Origin of the sequence: Sphingomonas sp. (assembly GCF_029239295.1) — a bacterium.
Taxonomy (GTDB): domain Bacteria; phylum Pseudomonadota; class Alphaproteobacteria; order Sphingomonadales; family Sphingomonadaceae; genus Sphingomonas.
In genome coordinates, this window is sequence record NZ_JAQZBC010000004.1 from 89,044 (window position 1) to 107,589 (window position 18,546).

9 protein-coding genes are annotated in these 18,546 nt (G+C 65.2%); 5 read left to right on the forward strand and 4 right to left on the reverse strand.

Features of this window, described 5'->3' with window-relative positions; genetic code table 11:
- The first annotated feature begins 8 nt into the window (after positions 1-8).
- Positions 9-2,804 (forward strand): M14 metallopeptidase family protein, encoded by a 2,796-nt coding sequence (locus tag K0S66_RS05345; RefSeq protein WP_301074132.1) that lies wholly within the window; start codon positions 9-11, stop codon positions 2,802-2,804.
- Between the two features lie 71 nt (positions 2,805-2,875).
- Here the strand turns inward: K0S66_RS05345 and K0S66_RS05350 are convergent, their stop codons facing one another.
- The 4 genes from K0S66_RS05350 to K0S66_RS05365 all read right to left on the reverse strand — a co-directional run bounded on the left by K0S66_RS05350 (position 2,876) and on the right by K0S66_RS05365 (position 9,674).
- Positions 2,876-3,673 carry an alpha/beta hydrolase gene (locus tag K0S66_RS05350; RefSeq protein ID WP_301074133.1) on the reverse strand — a complete coding sequence of 266 codons (798 nt, stop codon included), beginning with the start codon at positions 3,671-3,673 and terminating at the stop codon, positions 2,876-2,878.
- A 100-nt stretch (positions 3,674-3,773) separates the two neighbouring features.
- Positions 3,774-5,237: an efflux transporter outer membrane subunit gene (locus tag K0S66_RS05355; protein ID WP_301074287.1), complete on the reverse strand. Its 1,464-nt coding sequence runs from the start codon at positions 5,235-5,237 to the stop codon at positions 3,774-3,776.
- Complete coding sequence (locus K0S66_RS05360) at positions 5,237-8,476, reverse strand: multidrug efflux RND transporter permease subunit (RefSeq protein ID WP_301074134.1); 3,240 nt, start codon at positions 8,474-8,476, stop codon at positions 5,237-5,239. Before K0S66_RS05360 ends, K0S66_RS05355 begins: the two co-directional genes overlap by 1 nt.
- A gap of 1 nt (position 8,477) precedes the next feature.
- Positions 8,478-9,674, reverse strand: coding sequence for an efflux RND transporter periplasmic adaptor subunit (locus tag K0S66_RS05365; protein ID WP_301074289.1), 1,197 nt, complete (start codon positions 9,672-9,674; stop codon positions 8,478-8,480).
- Between the two features lie 360 nt (positions 9,675-10,034).
- Here K0S66_RS05365 and K0S66_RS05370 point away from each other — a divergent pair, with 360 nt between their 5' ends.
- The 4 genes from K0S66_RS05370 to K0S66_RS05385 all read left to right on the forward strand — a co-directional run bounded on the left by K0S66_RS05370 (position 10,035) and on the right by K0S66_RS05385 (position 18,524).
- Complete coding sequence (locus K0S66_RS05370; protein ID WP_301074135.1) at positions 10,035-12,164, forward strand: BamA/TamA family outer membrane protein; 2,130 nt, start codon at positions 10,035-10,037, stop codon at positions 12,162-12,164.
- Positions 12,164-16,384, forward strand: coding sequence for a translocation/assembly module TamB domain-containing protein (locus K0S66_RS05375; protein WP_301074136.1), 4,221 nt, complete (start codon positions 12,164-12,166; stop codon positions 16,382-16,384). Before K0S66_RS05370 ends, K0S66_RS05375 begins: the two co-directional genes overlap by 1 nt.
- A 96-nt stretch (positions 16,385-16,480) precedes the next feature.
- Positions 16,481-17,953, forward strand: a complete 1,473-nt coding sequence (locus tag K0S66_RS05380) for an NAD(P)/FAD-dependent oxidoreductase (protein WP_301074137.1) — start codon at positions 16,481-16,483, stop codon at positions 17,951-17,953.
- Between the two features lie 79 nt (positions 17,954-18,032).
- Complete coding sequence (locus K0S66_RS05385) at positions 18,033-18,524, forward strand: asparaginase domain-containing protein (protein WP_301074138.1); 492 nt, start codon at positions 18,033-18,035, stop codon at positions 18,522-18,524.
- Positions 18,525-18,546: the final 22 nt, after the last annotated feature.

Genomic DNA, 18,546 nt, shown 5'->3' on the forward strand with positions numbered 1-18,546 from the left:
GGATCACGATGCGTGCATTGATGCTGGCAGCCACCGGGCTGTCGATCGTTTTCGCCAGCGGTGCTGCGACCGCGCAGTCGCGGACCGTGACCGATCCGGTCGCGGTGCTGAAGACGAAGCCGGGGTCGGACTATTTCCTGGCCAATTACAAGCAGATCGTCTCCTGGCTTCAGCAGGTGTCGCAGGAAAGTGACCGGATCAAGCTCGTCAGCATCGGCAAAACCGCCGAAGGCCGCGAGCAATATATGGCGATCATCTCCTCGCCGGAGAACATCCGCAACCTTGATCGCTACCGCGGGATCTCGCAGCAGCTCGCGCTGGCCAAGGGACTGACCGATGCACAAGCGAAGGCACTTGCCGATCAGGGCAAGGCAGTCGTCTGGATCGACGCCGGGCTGCACGCCACCGAAGTCGTCAACGCGCAAAGCCACGTCCAGCTGATCCATGAGATGCTGACGCGGACCGACCCGGAGACGACACGCATCCTGAAAGACACGGTTGGTCTGTACGTCTTCGCCAATCCCGATGGGCTGGATCTGGTGGCCGACTGGTACATGCGCCCCACCGACAAGGCGAAGCGCAGTACCAACACAATTCCAGTGCTTTACCAGAAGTATGTCGGGCACGATAACAACCGCGACAGCTACGCCTCGCATCAGCCCGAGACGACCAACATGAACCGCGCGGCGTATCGCGAGTGGTTCCCGCAGATCCTATACAACCAGCATCAGACCGGGCCGGTCGGCACCGTGGTGTTCATCCCGCCGTTCCGCGATCCGTACAATTTCAACAACGAGCCGCTGGTGATCAACCAGACCGACGCGGTCGGCACCGCGATGCATGCGCGACTGGTCGCGCAGGGAAAGGGCGGATCGGTCTCCCGCTCGGGCGCGCCTTATTCGACGTGGTTCAACGGCGGTGTCCGGACGGTTGGCTATTTCCACAATCAGGTCGGCATCCTGACCGAGATTATCGGCAGCCCGACCCCGATGGAAATTCCGTTGGTGCCGGCAAAGCAGCTGGCCACGTCAGACGGCGTGATGACGATCGCGCCACAGAAATGGCATTTCCAGCAGTCGATCGATTACGTGAAGGAAATGTCGCGGGCGATCCTCGACTACGCCTCGCGCAATCGTGAGACGGTGCTGTTCAACCGCTACGTGATGGGTCGCAACCAGATCCAGAAGGGTAGCGAGGACAGCTGGGTGGTCACCCCTAAGCGGATCGACGCAGTGAAGGCCGCGGCCGAAAGCCTGAAGAAGGACGGCGGCGGCAGCGCGCTGGACGATCTGGCCGGCTACAATACGCGCGATATCGTGCCGTCATCGCTGTACAAGACGGTTCTGCAGAACCCGCAATATCGCGCGCCGAGGGCCTTCGTGCTGCCGGTCGACAAGCAGGCGGATCTGCCGACCACCGTCGATTTCCTGAACTCGCTCATAAAGACCGGCGTCGAGGTGGAGCAGGCCGACCGGCCGTTCACTTACGGCGGAAAGCGCTATGCTGCCGGTTCGTATATCGTGCGATCAGATCAGGCATTCCGCCCGCACGTGCTCGACATGTTCGAGCCGCAGGATCATCCGCAGGACTTCGCCTATCTGGGCGGGCCACCGATCCGTCCGTATGACATCACCGGCTACACGCTGGCGTATCAGATGAACGTGACGTTCGATCGGCTACTCGACGGCGCGCCGCAGCACTTCCCGGTAGTGGCAGACGTGATCCAGACACCGCCCACTGGCCGCGTGATCGGCAAGGGCGGCGCCGGCTATGTCGTCAGCCATGCGACCAACAACAGCTTCATCCTGACCAATCGGCTGCTGAAGGCCGGGACGCCGATCTACTGGCTGACGCAGGGCGTCACGGTGGCGGGAGAGCAGCTTGCCCCCGGGGCGCTGTGGATTCCGGCGGGCGGGCAGGCCGACGGGATCGTCGAAACGGCGGTCAAGACGCTCGGCATCGACGCTCATGCGGTCGCTGCCAAGCCCGCGGGCGAGACGGTGAAGCTGAAGGCAGTGCGCATCGGGCTGGTCGATCATTACGGTGGCTCGATGGCGTCGGGATGGAACCGCTGGATCTTCGAGAAATACGAATTCCCGTACACCCGCGTCTATCCGCAGGAACTCGACAAGGGCGGGCTGAACGCGAAGTATGACGTGCTGGTGTTCCAGTCCGACGTGCTGGGGCGCGAAGGACGGCCGCCGCAGAAGCAGCCGGACGCCGCCGACCTGCCGGCCGAATGGCGGCCGACGCTGGGCCATGTCACGAGTGAGAAGACGGTGCCGCAACTCACTGCCTTCACCAAGGCGGGCGGCACGGTGATCGCGGTCGGTGGCGCCACACGCCTTGGGGCTGAAATGGGGCTGCCGGTGTACAATGCGCTGACCAGCGTCGACGCATCGGGCAAGCGGGTGCCGCTGCCGAGCACCAAATTCTATGTGCCCGGTTCAGTGTTGCAGGCGAAGGTCGATCCCAGTGATCCGCTGGCCTATGGCATCCCCGAGACGCTCGACATCTTCTATAACAACAATCCGACCTATGCCGCCGTCCCGGGGCAGGCAGGCGTGCGGCGCGTCGCCTGGTTCGCCAGCGACGATCCGCTGCGGTCGGGCTGGGCCTGGGGTCAGAAGGCGCTGAACAATACCGCAATGGTGATTGACGGTACGCTGGGCCAAGGCCGGGTCTATCTGCTGGCTAATGAAGTCACGCAGCGTGGCCAGCCCTATCCCTCGTTCAAATTCCTGTTCAACGCTGCGCTTTACGGGCCGACGCAGGCAGGGCAGCCCGCGCGCCCCGCCGACTGATCAGGCGCTGCCCCGGTGGCCCCGCCCATAGACGGGCGCGGCCATCGGGCGGAGTTGCCGTCGGCATGCGATCAGGCGTGACCGGCGCTGGGATAGGTCATCGCACGCACCAGCCCGCGTCGGTCGAACGGCTGCCAGCCGTCCTCGGGCTGCGCCAGTCGATCGGCCACCGCGTACAGGACCGCGGGGTTGACCGGCATGCCGAAATGACTGCCGAAAATCTCGATATTGTCTGTAGTGGCGCAACAGGGCTCGACGCAGTTCGCCCAAGGCACGATGCCGTCCTCGCGGCTCCAGATGGCGGTGGACGGGACGGAAAGCGGCTGCGCTGCTTCCCCCATATAGCCCAGTGCCAGCGGGTCATCGATCTTGTGACCGGAGAGATACTCGTAGATCCGCCACACCCGTGTCGAGCGCGGCGTGCCGGCGAATGGCGCGCCAAGAGTGATCACCTGGCGCACGAGCGCTGGGCGGCGATGGCTGACGACGCGAGCCATGATGCCGCCGAGACTCCAGCCGATCACGCTGACGCGTCGGTTCTCCGCCGCATGGATCGCCTCCAGCCGCTCGATCAGCTTTTCGCCCTCAGCGCCGATCGAACGCGGCCCGCGGTTGCGGCCAAGATCCCAGCCATGCACGTCATAGCCTAGCCGCCGCAGGTAGAAGCGCAGGATTCGCGTCGACTTGTCCGACGCGTTGAAGCCGGGAATGACCAGCACCGGGTGGCCGTCACCGTGCGGCACGCTGGCCAGTGCCGGCGTCGCCCACGGCAACATGCCGAATTCAAGCAAGGCGCGGGGCAATTCGGTCAAGGCAAGAAGCGGGGAGGGCGGGCCGACCACCGTTTCCGCCGCGTCGCTGGGCTTCACTACATGTCTCCTCAAGGCCCGCGCACAACGGTTGGGGCGACACAAGGTTCTGCCGCTTTCCCGTTATTTGCGGTGGTACCAGCCGTAGCCAGCGCTGCGATTAGGGACGGGAAGGCGCCGGCTCCCCGGCCAGAACCGGTGACGGGGTAGCGCCGATAGGACTGACCGCCAGCTGCGAATCGCCGCCGAGCGTGCGGTATAGCGTCACGAGATTGGTCGCGCGGATCAGCCGGGTCTGTACCAGCTGCTGCTGTGCCGCATAGAGCGACCGCTGCGAATCGAGCGTGGTCAGGAACGTGTCGACGCCGCCGCGGTAGCGCGCATCGGCAAGCCGGTAGGTATCCTGCGCGGCGGCCGCGAACCGTTCTGTGGCGGCGAGTTCGTCAGTGATCGTCCCGCGCCGGGCGAGAGCATCGGCCACTTCGCGAAAGGCCGTCTGGATCGTTCCCTCGTAGCGCGCGAGCGCTGCCTGCTGCTGTGCACGCGTCTGCTCCACACCAGCGCGGGCCGCGCCGGCGCTGAAGATCGGATAGGCGATGTTGCCCGACGCCGTCTTGGTCAGCGCCTGGCTGGTGATCAGCGAGGACAGCGCGGTGCTGGCGAGGCTGAACAGCCCTGTGAGCGAAATGCGCGGGAACAGAGCCGCGCGGGCGGCGCCGATCTCCGCATTGGCGGCGCGCAGGTCATATTCGGCCTGCACCACATCCGGGCGACGCAGCAGAATCTGGCTGTCGAGCCCGGCAGGCAGCTCCGCCACGGTGCGGGCGGCTTCCTCGATCGAGGCGGGGAGAAGCGCCGGATCGATCGGCGCGCCGACCAGCAGTTGTAGCGCGTTCACATCCTGTGCCAGCGCCGTACGCTGACTAGCGATATTCGCCTCCGCGCTGGCGAGGATCTGTTCGGCCTGGCGCAGATCGGTGCGCGGCGCGATCCCGCCCGACACGCGCGCACGGGTGAGCGCAACCGATCGGCGCGCCGCCTCTGCGGTATCGCGCGCGATGCTGAGAAGGCTCTGGTCCGCAGCATAGGTCAGCCACGCGCTTGCCACGTCGCCGGTCAGCGTCAGCCGCACCGCCCGTGCCGCTGCCTCTTGCCCGAAATAGCGCGAAAGGGCGGCATCGCTGAGCGAGCGGACACGGCCGAACAGGTCCAGTTCGAACGCACTGGTGCCCAGAGTCGCCTGATAGGTGGTGCCACCGACAGCGAAGGCGCCGCCCGCTGCCTGCTGGCCGATCTCGCGCCGCGTAATCGTGCCGCCAGTGTCGATCTGCGGGAACAGCTCCGCCCGCTGGATACGATATTGCGCTCGGGCGGCCTCGATATTGGCGACGCTGGCGCGCAGATCGCGATTGTTGGCGAGCGCCTGGTCTATCAGTCGCTGCAAGCGGGCGTCGCGGAAGATGTCGCGATAGGTGACGCTGGGCAGCGAGGCCTCGCTTTGCCGCAGATACGCATCACCGGTCGGCCACGATGTCGGCACCGGCAGCTCCGGGCGAACGTACTTTGGCGCCATGCTGCATCCGGCCAGCGCCGTGCTCAGCAGGAGTGGCAGGACGAGACGCATCACGACTGCTCCAGATGCGGCGTGCCTTGCGGCGGCACATTGTTGTCCTCTGGGGGGCGATGCCCCGTCGGGTCGCCGCGCAGCTTCGCCATGCCATCGCGGAAGCCGCGGCGGACCAGCACGAAGAACAGCGGGATGTAGAAGATCGCCAGCACGGTCGCGGTGAACATGCCGCCGATTACCGCCGTGCCGATCGCGATGCGGCTATTCGCGCCTGCGCCGGTCGAGATCGCGAGCGGGAGCACGCCAAAGATGAACGCGAGGCTGGTCATCAGGATCGGGCGAAGGCGGATGCGGGCGGCCGTCAACGCCGCGTCGATCACGCGCGCGCCCTTCCTTTCTTCCTGTTCGGCGAATTCGATCATCAGGATGGCGTTCTTCGCCGCCAGCCCCATCGTCGTGAGCAGGCCGATCTGAAGGTAGACGTCGTTGGTCAGCCCGCGCAGCGTGACGAACGCGACTGCGCCGATCAGGCCCAGCGGGATGATGAGCAGCACCGCGATTGGGATCGACCAGCTTTCGTACAAGGCGGCCAGGCACAGGAAGACGACGATGATCGAGAGGCCGTAGAGCAGCGGCGCCTGACCCGCAGACAGGCGCTCCTGATAGGAAATACCGGCCCAGGCGACGCTGGTGCCTGGTATCTGCCGGGCGAGCTCTTCGATCCGAGCCATCGCATCACCCGAGCTGCCGCCCTGCGCGGCCGAGCCCTGGAATTCGAACGACTGGATGCCGTTGAAGCGTGAGACGGTAGTCGGCGCCTGTGACCAGCTGGTCGTTGCGAAGCTGGAGAAGGGCGCCATCTGCCCGTTCGCACCACGCACGAACCATTTGTTCAACGAGTCGGGATTGTCGCGGTAGGGCGCATCGCCCTGAACGAACACGCGTTTCACACGGCCACGATCGACGAAGTCGTTGACGTAGCGGCCGCCCCAGGCGGTCGACAAGGTCGTGTTCACGTCGGTCTGCGACAGGCCCAAAGCCGCGATCCGCTGCGGATCGGTGTTGACCCGCAAGGTGCCGATGTCCGGCAGCTCCGACAGGCGGACGCCTGCCAGCTTTGAGTCCGCATTGGCCATCGCCAGCAGCTTGTCGCGCGCGGCGGCAAATTCGCTGGTGCTAAGCCCGCCGGTGTTCTGCAGCTCCATGGTGAAGCCTTCGGACTGGCCCAGACCGCGGATGGCGGGTGGGATCAGCGCAAAGACCTGCGCATCGCGAAACGCGCGGAAGGCGGCCGCTGCGCGTGCGACGATCGCGTCGGCCGAATTGTCCTTGCCCTTTCGATCCGCCCAGTCGGTCAGCGAGATGAAGCCCTGACCGGTGTTCTGCCCCGACGCGCCGCCACCGCCGCCGCCGGCGACGGTCAGCATCGTACGGACGTTGCCCTTCTCATATTCCTGGAAATAATGCTCGACCGCCTTCTGCACCTCTTCGGTGCGGCCGCGGGTCGCGCCCGCGGGCAAGCGGAACTGCACCTGCGCGCCGCCCTGATCCTCAGTCGGGAGGAAGCCGGTGGGCAGGCGAAGGAACAGCACCGCGAGCAACGCGACGATGACGAGGTAGATGGCGACGAACAGCCACTTGCGATCGATCACCCGCCGCGTGGCGGTGACGTAGCGTTCAGTGGCGCGTTCGAAATTGCTGTTGAACCAGTGGCTCGCACGATCGAGGCGCTCGCTGGCCCATCCGAAGTGGCGGGCGAAGCGGCCTTGGTGCTGTTCCTCGCCCTTCTTGTGCCGCTGCTTCAGCAACGTGGCGGTGAGTGCAGGGGAGAGCACGATCGCCACGGCGACGGAAAGCACCATCGCCGAGATGATGGTGAGCGAGAACTGGCGATAGATCACGCCGGTCGATCCGCCGAAGAACGCCATCGGCAGGAACACCGCAGACAGCACCAAGGCGATCGCCACCAGCGCGACGGTGATTTCCTTCATCGACTCGATCGTCGCTTCGCGCGGCGTCATGTCGGGATTTTCTTCGAGCAGACGCTCCACATTCTCGACCACGACGATCGCGTCATCGACGAGAAGACCGATCGCCAGCACCAGGCCGAACAGCGTCAGCGTGTTGATCGAGAATCCGGCGAGATAGAAGACCGCGAAAGTGCCGAGCAGCACGACCGGCACCGCGATCGTCGGGATCAGCGTGGCGCGCCAGCTTTGCAGGAACACGAACATGACGATGACGACGAGGATGATCGCCTCGATCAGCGTCTTTACCACTTCATCGATCGACAGCTTGATGAAGTCCGTCGAATCGTTCGCATAGGCGATCTTGATGTTGGGCGGATACGTCTTCGCGATGCGCGCGATTTCCGCCTTTACCAGCTCGGCCGTGGTCAGTGCGTCGGCGCCCGGCGCCAGCAGGATGGCGATGCCCGCGCCGGGATGGCCGTTGATCCGGCTGCTGGCGTTGTAATTCTCCGAGCCCAGTTCGACACGGGCCACGTCACCGACGCGCACGGTGGCGCCCGACGGAAGCGTCTTCAGGATGATGTCGCGGAACTGCTGCGGCGTTTGAAGCCGCGACTGCGCGGTGACCGTCGCATTCAGCATTTGTTCGGAGGGCATCGGCTGCCCGCCGATTTCGCCCGCGGCGACCTCGGTGTTCTGCGTCTGGATTGCGCTGACCACGTCGCCGGGCATCATCTGGAAGCTCGCCAGCTTGGCCGGATCGAGCCAGATCCGCATGGCGTATTGCGAGCCGAAGACGTTGGTGTCGCCGACGCCCTGCACACGGCCCAAGGGGTCCTGCAGCGTGGAGGTCATCAGATCGGAGACGTCCCGGTTGGTCATCCGGTCGCTCTCGTCATAGACGCCGGCGATCATCAGGAAGTCGGGATTGGACTTGCGGACGGTCACACCCTGCTGCTGCACCTGCGCCGGTAATCGCGTCAGCGCCTGCTGGACCGAGTTCTGGACCTGAACCTGGGCGATGTCGGGATCGGTGCCCTTTTCGAACGTTGCGGTGATCGACACCGACCCGCGCGAGCTGGATGACGAGGAGAAATACAGAAGGCCGTCGATCCCGGTGAGCTGCTGCTCCAGGATCTGGGTGACCGAATTCTCGATCGTCTCCGCGCTGGCGCCCGGATAGGTGGCGCGGATCGACACCTGCGGCGGCGCCACGTCAGGATATTGAGCAATCGGCAGGCCCATGATCGCGCCGACGCCCGCCATCATGACGATGATGGCCAGCACCCAGGCGAAGATCGGACGGTCAATGAAGATACGCGACATCTCAGTCGCCCTTTGCCTTTTGCTGTTGCTTCAGCTGTTCGGGCGTGGGGGGCTTTGGCTGCTGCGGTGCGGACGCGGGCACGGGACGGACCGCGCTATTGGGGCTTAGCCTGTTCGTTCCCTGGGTGATGACGCGGTCGCCCGGATTGAGCCCCCCGGTAACGATCCAGTTGGTGCCATCGGCGCGGACCGTCTGCACCTTGCGCTGCTGCGCCTTGTTGTTGGCGTCCACCACCCACACGGTCGCATTGCCCTGCGGATCGCGGGTCACCGCCTGCTGCGGGACGAGGAAGGCGTTAGCCTCGATCGCCTGGGCGAAGACCGCGCGCACGAACATGCCCGGCAGCAGCAGGCCGTTCGGATTGGGGAAGCGCGCGCGCAAGGTGACCGTGCCGGTCTGCTGATCGACCACCACTTCGGAGAATTCGACCACGCCGGTCTGGCCATAGTCGCTGCCGTCTTCCAGCTTCAGCCGGACGGCGGCGCTTGCCGGAAGCGCCCCGCCACTGGCGAGCTGGCGACGCAGCCGCAACAGCTCAGCGGCCGATTGCTGGATGTCGACGTAGATCGGGTCGAGCTGCTGGATCGTCGCGAGCGGATCGGCCTGGCTGGTGGTGACCAGCGCGCCGACGGTGAACAGCGATCGGCCGATGCGGCCGGTGATCGGCGCCGGAACCGTCGTGAAGCGCAAATTGACGCGCGCGGTTTCCAGCTGCGCGCGGTTTTGCGCGATGCTGGCCTCCGCCTGCCGCTGAGTTGCGACCGCGTCGGTATAGTCCTGTTTGCTGACGGCCTCGATCTCGGCGAGTGGGCGGAACCGCTCGGCCCGGACGCGGGCGGCGGCGGCAGTGGCCTGCGCGCTCGCGACCGCAGCCGACGCCTCGTTCACTGCGGCGCGATAGAGGCTCGGATCGATCTGGTAGAGCGGCTCGCCCTGACGGACCAGCGAACCCTCCTTGAACAAGCGCTTCTGGATGACGCCGCTGACCTGGGGGCGCACCTCGGAGCTTTGATAGGCGAAGGTTCGGCCGGGGAGCTCAGCCATCAGCGGGACGCGCGTCTGCTGCACGACGACATAGCCCACCTGTGGCGGGCCGCCGCCGTCACCCTTTCCCGCCGGCTTTCCGGATTCGCTGCTGCACGCCGCCAGAGCCACTGCGCCTAGCAACGCGAGCGTTCGCACCTCTTTCAACCGCATCAATCCAGCTTGCCCGTCAGATCCCTCGCCGACCGGGCACCCGCGGGTGACCGAACAATCGCTCGATACATTGACCATGATCTCCGCAGAAAGCGGTCGCTCCGGTGCGACAGCCCAGTGGCATCGTTATGTCTGTCGCGTAATCGGTTTCGACGGGGGTTGCCACCCTGAACATGTCGCAACTTGTCGCACTGGTTACGTTGCGGAAACTTATCGTTCCACAAGGCGTTGCAGCAACCGGGGGATTCGAAACATCGGACGTCCCGGCGATAAGAAGGGGCGTTTGTGCGGTTCAATTCGGGGTGTCATCGGTGGCTTGCGGTTGCGTTGGTTGCTGCATCGTCAGCGGCGAACGGACAGATGGCGAAGCCTGGTACCGCTCCGGCTGTTGGGCCTGACGCGCCTAAATCCGCGACTGCCGCGCAAGATCCGCAGAGCAACGAACCAATTGTCTCCGACGCGACATTCGATGCCGCTCTGCCGTCCCTCTCCGACGACATCAACGCGCCGCTTGAACCGATGCCTCAGCAGACGGTGCAGTCGCTGCCGTCCGGAACGCCATCCGCCGGTGCCCCAAGGAGCGGCGCCCCTACCGCTGACACCCTGCCACCGCCAACGCCTGAGGATCCGGCGCTGGATCAGCCGCTGCAGCCGCTGAGCGCAACAGATACGGTGCCGTTGCAGACGGCGGCCGACGTCGAGGGCGCCGACGCGCCCGAGATCAGGTACGAAACCGTTGTCCGCGGCTTGAAAGAGATCGGGCTGGAGGACGAGTTCATGTCGCTTTCGGCGCTCCGTGAAGGCGGCGGGAAAGCCGTGAACGCCACCCAGGTCAATGCGCGCGGCAGGGAGGACGAACAGCTTGCCGTCCGGCTGATGAAATCGCTGGGCTATTACGACGGCACCGCCACCATGGCACTGGAGAGCATCCCCAACGAACCGGGGCGCCTGCGCGTCGTGCTGACCGCAACGCCGGGGCCGATCTTCAAGCTGGGTACCATCAACGTCGTCGCGAACCCGACGGTGCCGCCCAATCTGATCCGCGAGCAACTGCCGCTGAAAACGGGAGAGCCGATCGAGGCTGCCCGCATTCAGGGTGCCGAGGCGAATGTCGCCTTGGTGCTGCCGCAGCGTGGCTATCCCTTCGTTGAAGTGGGGCAGCGCGACATCCTGCTCGATGACGAGACGCTGACGGGCGATTACACGCTGCCGGTGGAAACTGGCCCGCGGTCATCCTTTGGCGCGCTGCGGACCGAGGGCGACAAGGTGTTCGACCTCGACCATCTCAGCATCTTCCCGCGGTTCAAGCAGGGCGAGTTGTACGACAACCGAATGCGCGACGATCTGCGCGAGGCGCTGATTGCGACCGGGTTGTTCGACACGATCGGTGTTGAGCCGGTGCGGACCGGCCGGCCCGGCCCGGACGGGACCGAACAGGTCGACATGCTGGTCCGTCAATCCAAGGGCCCGTGGCGCAGTCTTGCCGGCAGCGCAGGCTACGGCACCGGCGAGGGCGTGAAGCTGGAGGGTGGCTGGACCCATCGCAATCTTTTCCCGCCCGAAGGCGCGCTGATCCTGGCGGCGGTGGCGGGGACGCAGCAGCAAGGCGCAGCAGCCACGTTCCGGCGGCAGAATGCCGGGCGGCGCGATCGCAGCTTCTTCACCGGCCTGACCGCCAGCCACTCCAGCTACGATGCGTTTGATTCCTACACTGGGTCAATCTTCGCGCGCTGGGCCTATGACTCCACGCCGTTGTGGCAGAAGCAATTCACCTACGCCTATGGCGGCGAGCTGGTTGCCACGAACGAGAGTGTGTTCGATTTTGCGCGCAATGAGCGCGTGCGGCGAACCTATGGTATCGCTGCCCTGCCGACTCAGGCTGTGTGGGATAAGTCCAACGACCTGCTGAACCCGACACGCGGCTTCCGCCTGAAGCTGAACGTCAGCCCGGAGGCATCGGTGCAGGGAGAGGTGCGGCCCTATGCGCGAACCATGATCGAGGCGACGGCCTATTATCCTGTGACCGAAAGCCTGGTGATCGCAGGCCGGGCGCGTGCGGGCTCGATCGTCGGCATTTCGCGTGACGATCTGGCGCCCTCGCGGCGGTATTATGGCGGCGGTGGCGGTTCGGTGCGCGGCTACGGGTTCCAGCGCCTGGGCCCGCTGGAGCCGGTATCGTCGTTGAAGCCGAACGAGGATGGCGAAATCGACTACGCCGATCTGCGCCCCGTCGGCGGCCGAAGCATCAACGAATTCTCGCTCGAAGCGCGCTACCGCTTCGGCAATTTCGGCATTGTGCCGTTTATCGACGCCGGCAACGCGTACGAAAGCACGTTCCCCAATGCGTCCGATCTGCGCTTCGGCGCAGGCATTGGTGGCCGGTTCTACACCAATTTCGGCCCGATGCGCGTCGACGTCGCTACTCCACTCAATCCGCGACCGGGCGATCCCAAAGTCGCGCTTTACGTCTCGATCGGGCAGGCATTCTGATGGTCGAGGCAAACGCACCCGCCACCACCGAGGTGATCATCGAGCGGCGGCCGCTGTGGCAGCGCATCGTCAAGTGGATCGGCATTGTGGTGGCCGCACTGGCCCTGCTGCTCCTGGCGATCGTATTTGGCATCAACACCGATCCGGGGCGGCGCTTCGTCGCCAATCAGCTGGGCAATTACACCACGGCCGGTGGCCTCAACATCAAGGTCGGGCGGATTGATGGTTCGCTATACGGCCGGATGGTGCTCACCGACGTGCGCGTCAGCGATCCCAAGGGCGTGTTCATCACGTCGCCGCGGCTGGACGTTGACTGGCGGCCGTTCGCCTTCGTCAACAATCACGTCAATGTGAAGAGCTTGCAGAGCGAGCTCATCACCATGGCGCGCAATCCCGAGCTGATCGCCCAGCCGAGCGATCCGAACGCGCCGCTGCTGCCCGATCTGGACATCGATATCGATCGCCTGCGCGTCGCACGCTTCGTTATGGAGCCGCCGGTCGCCGGGCGTCGTCACATCGCGCGGATCGATGGTTCGGCGCATATTGCCGACCGGCGAGTGCAGCTGATGGTCGATGCCGGCGCGTTGCGTGGGCCTGGCGTCGCCGGCGGGGACACGCTTCGCCTTCGGCTGGATGCGGTGCCGGACGATAACAAGCTGACGATCGATGCCCGGCTGTTCGCACCGGCCGGTGGTCTCGTGTCCGGGCTGGCGGGGACAAAGGCACCGCTGACCGCGACGATCGACGGCCGGGGCAGCTGGCAATCGTGGCAGGGCAAGTTGAACGCCACGCTGGGCGGCGGGCAGCTCGCTGATCTCAACCTGTCGGCACGCGATGGGCGTATCGCCGTCCGCGGCTCCACCCGGCCAGGCCTCTACCTTGAAGGGCCGGTCGAGCGGCTGACGGCGCCGCAACTGAACGTGGCGATCGATTCGACCTTGGCCGAGCGCCGCGCCGACACGCGGTTCAAACTTCGCTCCAGCGCGCTGGCGGTCGACGGTGGGGGCATCGTTGATCTGGCGAACAGCCGGTTCGGCAACTTTGCGGTGGACGCAAAGCTGCTGACGCCGGGTGCGATCGCGCCCAACCTGCGCGGCCGCGACGTGCTCGCCCGCGTCGTGTTGAACGGTGCCTTCGCGACGCCGACGGTGGACTATAAGGTTCGCGCCACCACGCTTGGCTTTGCCGAAACGACCGTCGAAAACCTCTATGCCGAGGGGCTCGCCCGGATTGATGCCGACCGTATCCTCGTGCCGGTGCAGGGACGCGCCCGGCGGATTTCGGGGCTGAACCCTGCGCTGGGTGGCCTCACCACCAATGTGCGCATCGATGGCGACATCGCGATCGACATGCCGACGATTCTGTCGGACAACCTTCGCATCCGTTCGGACACGATCGACGCAACCGCGATCATCGCCGCGAATATGGAAACGGGGCGCTACACCGGTGCGCTGAAGGGCCGGGTCAACAATTATCGCGTCGAGAGCGTCGGCATCCTCAATCTGAACACTGACGCGGAGCTGGTGACGAAGCCCAATGGCGGGTTCGGCATCGTCGGGCGCGTGGGCGTTCAGACGCGCCAGATCTTCAACGAAGGCGCGCGCGACTTCCTGGGCGGCAATGCCGTCGCCTTCACGAACTTCGGCTATGACACCGACGGGATCGTGACATTCCGCAACATGAAGGTGACGGCGCCGCTGTTCCGCGTGACCCGTGGCGAGGGGCGCTATGACCTGAATACCGGCGCCGTAGCCGTGTCGGCGGATGCGTACTCCAACCAATATGGCCCGCTGTTCGCCCGCGTGAGCGGAAGTGCGGCGGCGCCAGTCGTCAATTTGCGCGCGCCGCGGCCGGGTGTCGGCATCGGCCTGGCCGATCTGAATGCCCGGATCGTCGGGCGAAACGGAGCCTATGCGGTGACGGCGACGGGCGGGACGACCTATGGGCCGTTCAACGCCGACGTTCTGGTCACACCGGGGGCGCAGCTGGCCATCGACATCCGCCGCGTGATCTTCGCCGGCGTGAACTTTGCCGGGCGCGTTGTGCAGACCGCTGCCGGCCCGTTCAGCGGGCGGGTGCAATTTGCCGGGTCGGGCACGCGGGGTACCGTGCAGCTGGGCGGGCAGGGGCGCTATCAGACCGCCGCCATCAACGCCCGCGCGAATGCTGCGCGTTTCCCGGGCGATGTCGATTTCGTGATCGGCCGCGCGATCGTGAACGCCAACATCGTGCTCTACGATCAGCCGCAGGTGGTGGCGGACGCTCAGGTCGCTGACCTGCGCTACGGCCCGACGGTGATCCAGGCCGGGCGCGTGAAGGTGAATTACGCAGGCGGCAGCGGAACGGCGCAGGCGCTGTTCACCGGGTCCAACAGCGTACCCTTCCGCCTCGCGGCGAATGCACGGCTGTCGCCTAACAATTATCTGGTGGCGTTGCAGGGACAGGCGAACAACATCAACTTCCGCACCGGCAATCCGGCGCGGATTACCAGCAGCGACGGCGTGTACCGCCTTGCTCCGACTCGTATCGTGTTCGACCAGGGCAGCCTGCGGCTCGCCGGCTCCTACGGCCGCGGCGTGAATGCGCAAATGCGGCTCGACAGCATGGACTTGTCGATCGCCAACGCGCTGGTCCCCAACCTCGGCCTTGGCGGCAAGGCGACGGGCAGCCTCGACTTCGCGCAGGCGAGCGCCGACGCTTTGCCGCAAGCCGATGCACGGATGACGATCACTGGCTTCCAGCGGTCAAGCCTGGCCACCGTGTCTGAGCCGGTCGATGTCGTCTTCGCCGGCCGTCTGGTCTCAAGCGGCGCGGAAGCGCGTGCGCTGGTGAAGCGCGGCGCCACCACGGTGGGCCGCATGCAGGCCTTCCTTCGCCCAATCGGCGGCGGTGGGTCCTGGGCGTCGCGCCTGATGGCCGCGCCGCTCAGCGGGGGCATACGCTACAATGGCCCTTCGGGCGTGTTGTTCAGCCTCGCTGGCCTCGCGGATCAGCAACTGAGCGGCCCGATCGTAGTCGCGGCGGATTTCGCCGGACGGGTTTCAGCACCGCGCCTAAATGGTCTCATCCGCGCGGACAGTCTGACCTATGACAATGAGAGCTTCGGCACTCGCCTCTCGAACATGGCGGTGCGCGCACGGTTCAATAACGATCGCCTGCAACTCGACAGCCTGACGGCGCGTGCGGGTGACGGATCGGTCCAGGCGCAGGGATATGTCAGTCTGGCGGCGGATCAGGGCTATCCGATGAAGATCGATGCGCAGTTGAAGGACGCTCGCCTCGCGCGTTCGGACTCGCTGGGCGCCACGGCGACCGGCACGCTATCGGTCACCAACGGTCGCGGCGGCGGGCTCATCCGCGCTGACCTGACGATCCCCGAGGCGCGCTACCAGATCATCCGGCAGGGCGCGGCGGAAGTGCCCGAGCTGACCGGGGTGCGTCGGAAGAGCGACATCCAGCCTGCGCGGATCACCGATCGGCCGCAGGCCGAACCCCAGTCGATGGGATTGTTCAAGCTCGATATCCGCGTGCGCGCCGACAACCAGCTGTTCGTGTCCGGCATGGGGCTGGAGAGCGAGTGGGAGGCCGACATCCGGGTCGGCGGAACGTCCGCGGCGCCTGTGATCAGCGGCGGGCTCGACCTGGTACGTGGTACTTACTCCTTCGCGGGCAAGCAGTTCGAGCTGGAGCAGGGCCGCGTCCGCTTCCGTGGTGGCGCGATGACTGATCCGGACATCGACATCCGCGCGACGACCGTGAATGACGGCGTGACCTTCGTCATCAACATCGGCGGCACCGGTCAGCGGCCGCAGATCACCTTCACGTCTAACCCGACGCTGCCGCAGGACGAGGTGCTGAGCCGACTGTTGTTCGGCACAAACCCCGAAAACCTTTCGGCAGTGGAGGCGCTTCAGCTCGCGTCTGCGCTTAACTCGCTGCGCGGATCGGGCGGCGGTCTGAATCCGCTGGGCAAGCTGCGCTCGGCAACCGGCTTCGACCGCCTGCGCATCCTGGGCGCTGACGATGCCACTGGCCGCGGCACGGCACTGGCGGCGGGCAAGTATCTCACGGATAATATCTATGTCGAGATTGTCACCGACGCCCGTGGCTTCACCGCGACGCAGCTGACGATCGCGCTCAGCCGCTCGCTCAGCCTGCTGACCCAGGCCGGTTCGTTCGGAGGGTCGAACGCGCAGCTTCGCTACTCGAAGGACTATTGAGGGCCGGGGAGGGAGCTTACTTACACCGCAGTAAGTCAGCTCCCTTTCCCCGTCTCACATGATGCGATACGCTCCTGCACAAGGAGAGCATCGGCCATGACCGAACATGTCGACGTAATCATCGTGGGCGCAGGGCTGTCGGGCGTTGGCGCGGCGCATCATCTGCAGCGCCGCTGCCCAGACAGATCCTATTTGATTCTCGAGGGGCGGGAAGCGATCGGCGGGACGTGGGACCTGTTCCGCTATCCCGGTATCCGCTCGGACAGCGACATGCACACGCTCGGCTATAATTTCCGGCCCTGGACTAAGGCGAAGGCAATCGCCGACGGCCCATCGATCCGTGAATATATCGAGGATACGGCGCGTGAGGGGGGCATCGACCGCAACATCCGCCTGGGTCATCGCGTCACCGGCATGTCCTGGTCCACCCCCGACGCACGCTGGACGGTGACGGCGGACACGGCGGCCGGACCGGTTACGTTCACGGCCAATTTTCTCCACATGTGCTCCGGCTATTACGATTATGAGCGTGGTCACGCCCCGCACTTCGTTGGGCAGGAGGACTTTGGCGGCACTATCGTCCACCCGCAATTCTGGCCGGAGGATCTGGATTATTCCGGCAAGCGCGTGGTCGTGATCGGCAGCGGCGCAACCGCCGTCACATTGGTGCCGGAAATGGCGAAGCGCGCGGCCAGCGTCACGATGCTGCAGCGCTCACCCACCTATGTCGTGTCACGCTCGGCGCAGGACTCCGTGGCCAATTGGCTGCGCGCAAAGCTGCCGCAACACGCCGCCTACGGCATCACGCGATGGAAGAACGTGCTGTTCGGCATGATCTTTTACCGAATGACCCGGAAAAAGCCCGAGAAGGTGAAGCAGAAGCTGCTGGACCAGGTGCGGGAGCATCTCGGCCCCGACTACGACGTGGCGACGCATTTCACCCCGCGCTACAATCCGTGGGATCAGCGGCTTTGCCTCGTCCCCGATGCCGACCTGTTCGATACGATCAAGGCCGGGAAGGCAGAGGTCGTCACCGACACGATCGAGCGGTTCACGCCGGAGGGTATTGCGCTCGCGTCCGGGCGGGTGCTGCCAGCCGACATTATCGTGACCGCCACCGGGCTGGAGGTGAAGCTGCTGAGCGGGATCGCGCCGGTGGTAGACGGTGTGACAAAGGACCTGTCCGCCGCCCTGCAGTATAAGGGGATGATGTTCTCGGACATTCCGAACCTTGCCTTCACGTTCGGCTATACGAACGCCTCCTGGACGCTGAAGGCCGATTTGGTCGCGATGTACCTGTGCCGGGTGCTCAACACGATGAAGAAGCGCGGCATGCGGCAGGCGACGCCGCGGATCGGCAATGTGCCCGTAGGCGAAGAGCCATTCGTTGATTTCTCGTCCGGCTATATCCAGCGGGTGGCGGAGCAATTGCCGAAGCAGGGCGATCGCAAGCCGTGGCGGCTGAACCAGAATTACGCCCTGGACGTGATGGCGTTACGGTTCGGATCAGTCGACGACAGCATGGAATTTGCGAATCCCGCCCCATCGAAGGCACGCGCGGCGGCCTGATCGCTGTCGCGCTCACGCGAGGTCTTTCGATCCACGGCGACTTCGTTAAGGGCGCAGGTGGTCCCAGAACGGCGGAGTATTGCCCGTGTCGCAAGTGCTGATCCTCACCACCGGTGGAACGATCGACAAGCTCTATTTCGATGCGCTGAGCACGTATCAGATCGGCGATTCCGTGGTCGACCGACTGCTTCAAACCGCGCGGGTTACTTTGCCGCACCGGATCATGGGACTGATGCGAAAAGACAGCCTGGAGCTGACGGATGACGATCGCACCGCGATCCGGGACGCGGTGGCCCAAGCCCCCGAAGACCGGATCGTGATCACTCACGGTACCGATACGATGACCGAAACGGCGCAGGCGCTCAGCGGTCTCGCGGGAAAAACAGTAGTGTTGGTGGGGGCGCTAGCGCCGGCACGATTTGCTGAGAGCGATGCCGCGTTCAATCTGGGAATGGCGTTCGCCACTGCGCAAGTGGCACCGCCAGGCGTATGGATCGCAATGAACGGGACGATCTTTGACGGCACGAAAGTCCGCAAGGACCGCAGCAAAAACGCTTTCGTGCCCGTCTAACAGTCGCCCCGCACCACGCTCA

Excerpts from the sequence above, each read along its gene's own strand:
- K0S66_RS05345 (WP_301074132.1), top strand. The coding sequence starts at position 9 with ATGCGTGCATTGATGCTGGCAGCCACCGGGCTGTCGATCGTTTTCGCC.
- K0S66_RS05355 (WP_301074287.1), bottom strand. The coding sequence starts at position 5,237 with ATGCGTCTCGTCCTGCCACTCCTGCTGAGCACGGCGCTGGCCGGATGC.
- K0S66_RS05360 (WP_301074134.1), bottom strand. The coding sequence starts at position 8,476 with ATGTCGCGTATCTTCATTGACCGTCCGATCTTCGCCTGGGTGCTGGCC.
- K0S66_RS05365 (WP_301074289.1), bottom strand. The coding sequence starts at position 9,674 with ATGCGGTTGAAAGAGGTGCGAACGCTCGCGTTGCTAGGCGCAGTGGCT.
- K0S66_RS05370 (WP_301074135.1), top strand. The coding sequence starts at position 10,035 with ATGGCGAAGCCTGGTACCGCTCCGGCTGTTGGGCCTGACGCGCCTAAA.
- K0S66_RS05375 (WP_301074136.1), top strand. The coding sequence starts at position 12,164 with ATGGTCGAGGCAAACGCACCCGCCACCACCGAGGTGATCATCGAGCGG.
- K0S66_RS05380 (WP_301074137.1), top strand. The coding sequence starts at position 16,481 with ATGACCGAACATGTCGACGTAATCATCGTGGGCGCAGGGCTGTCGGGC.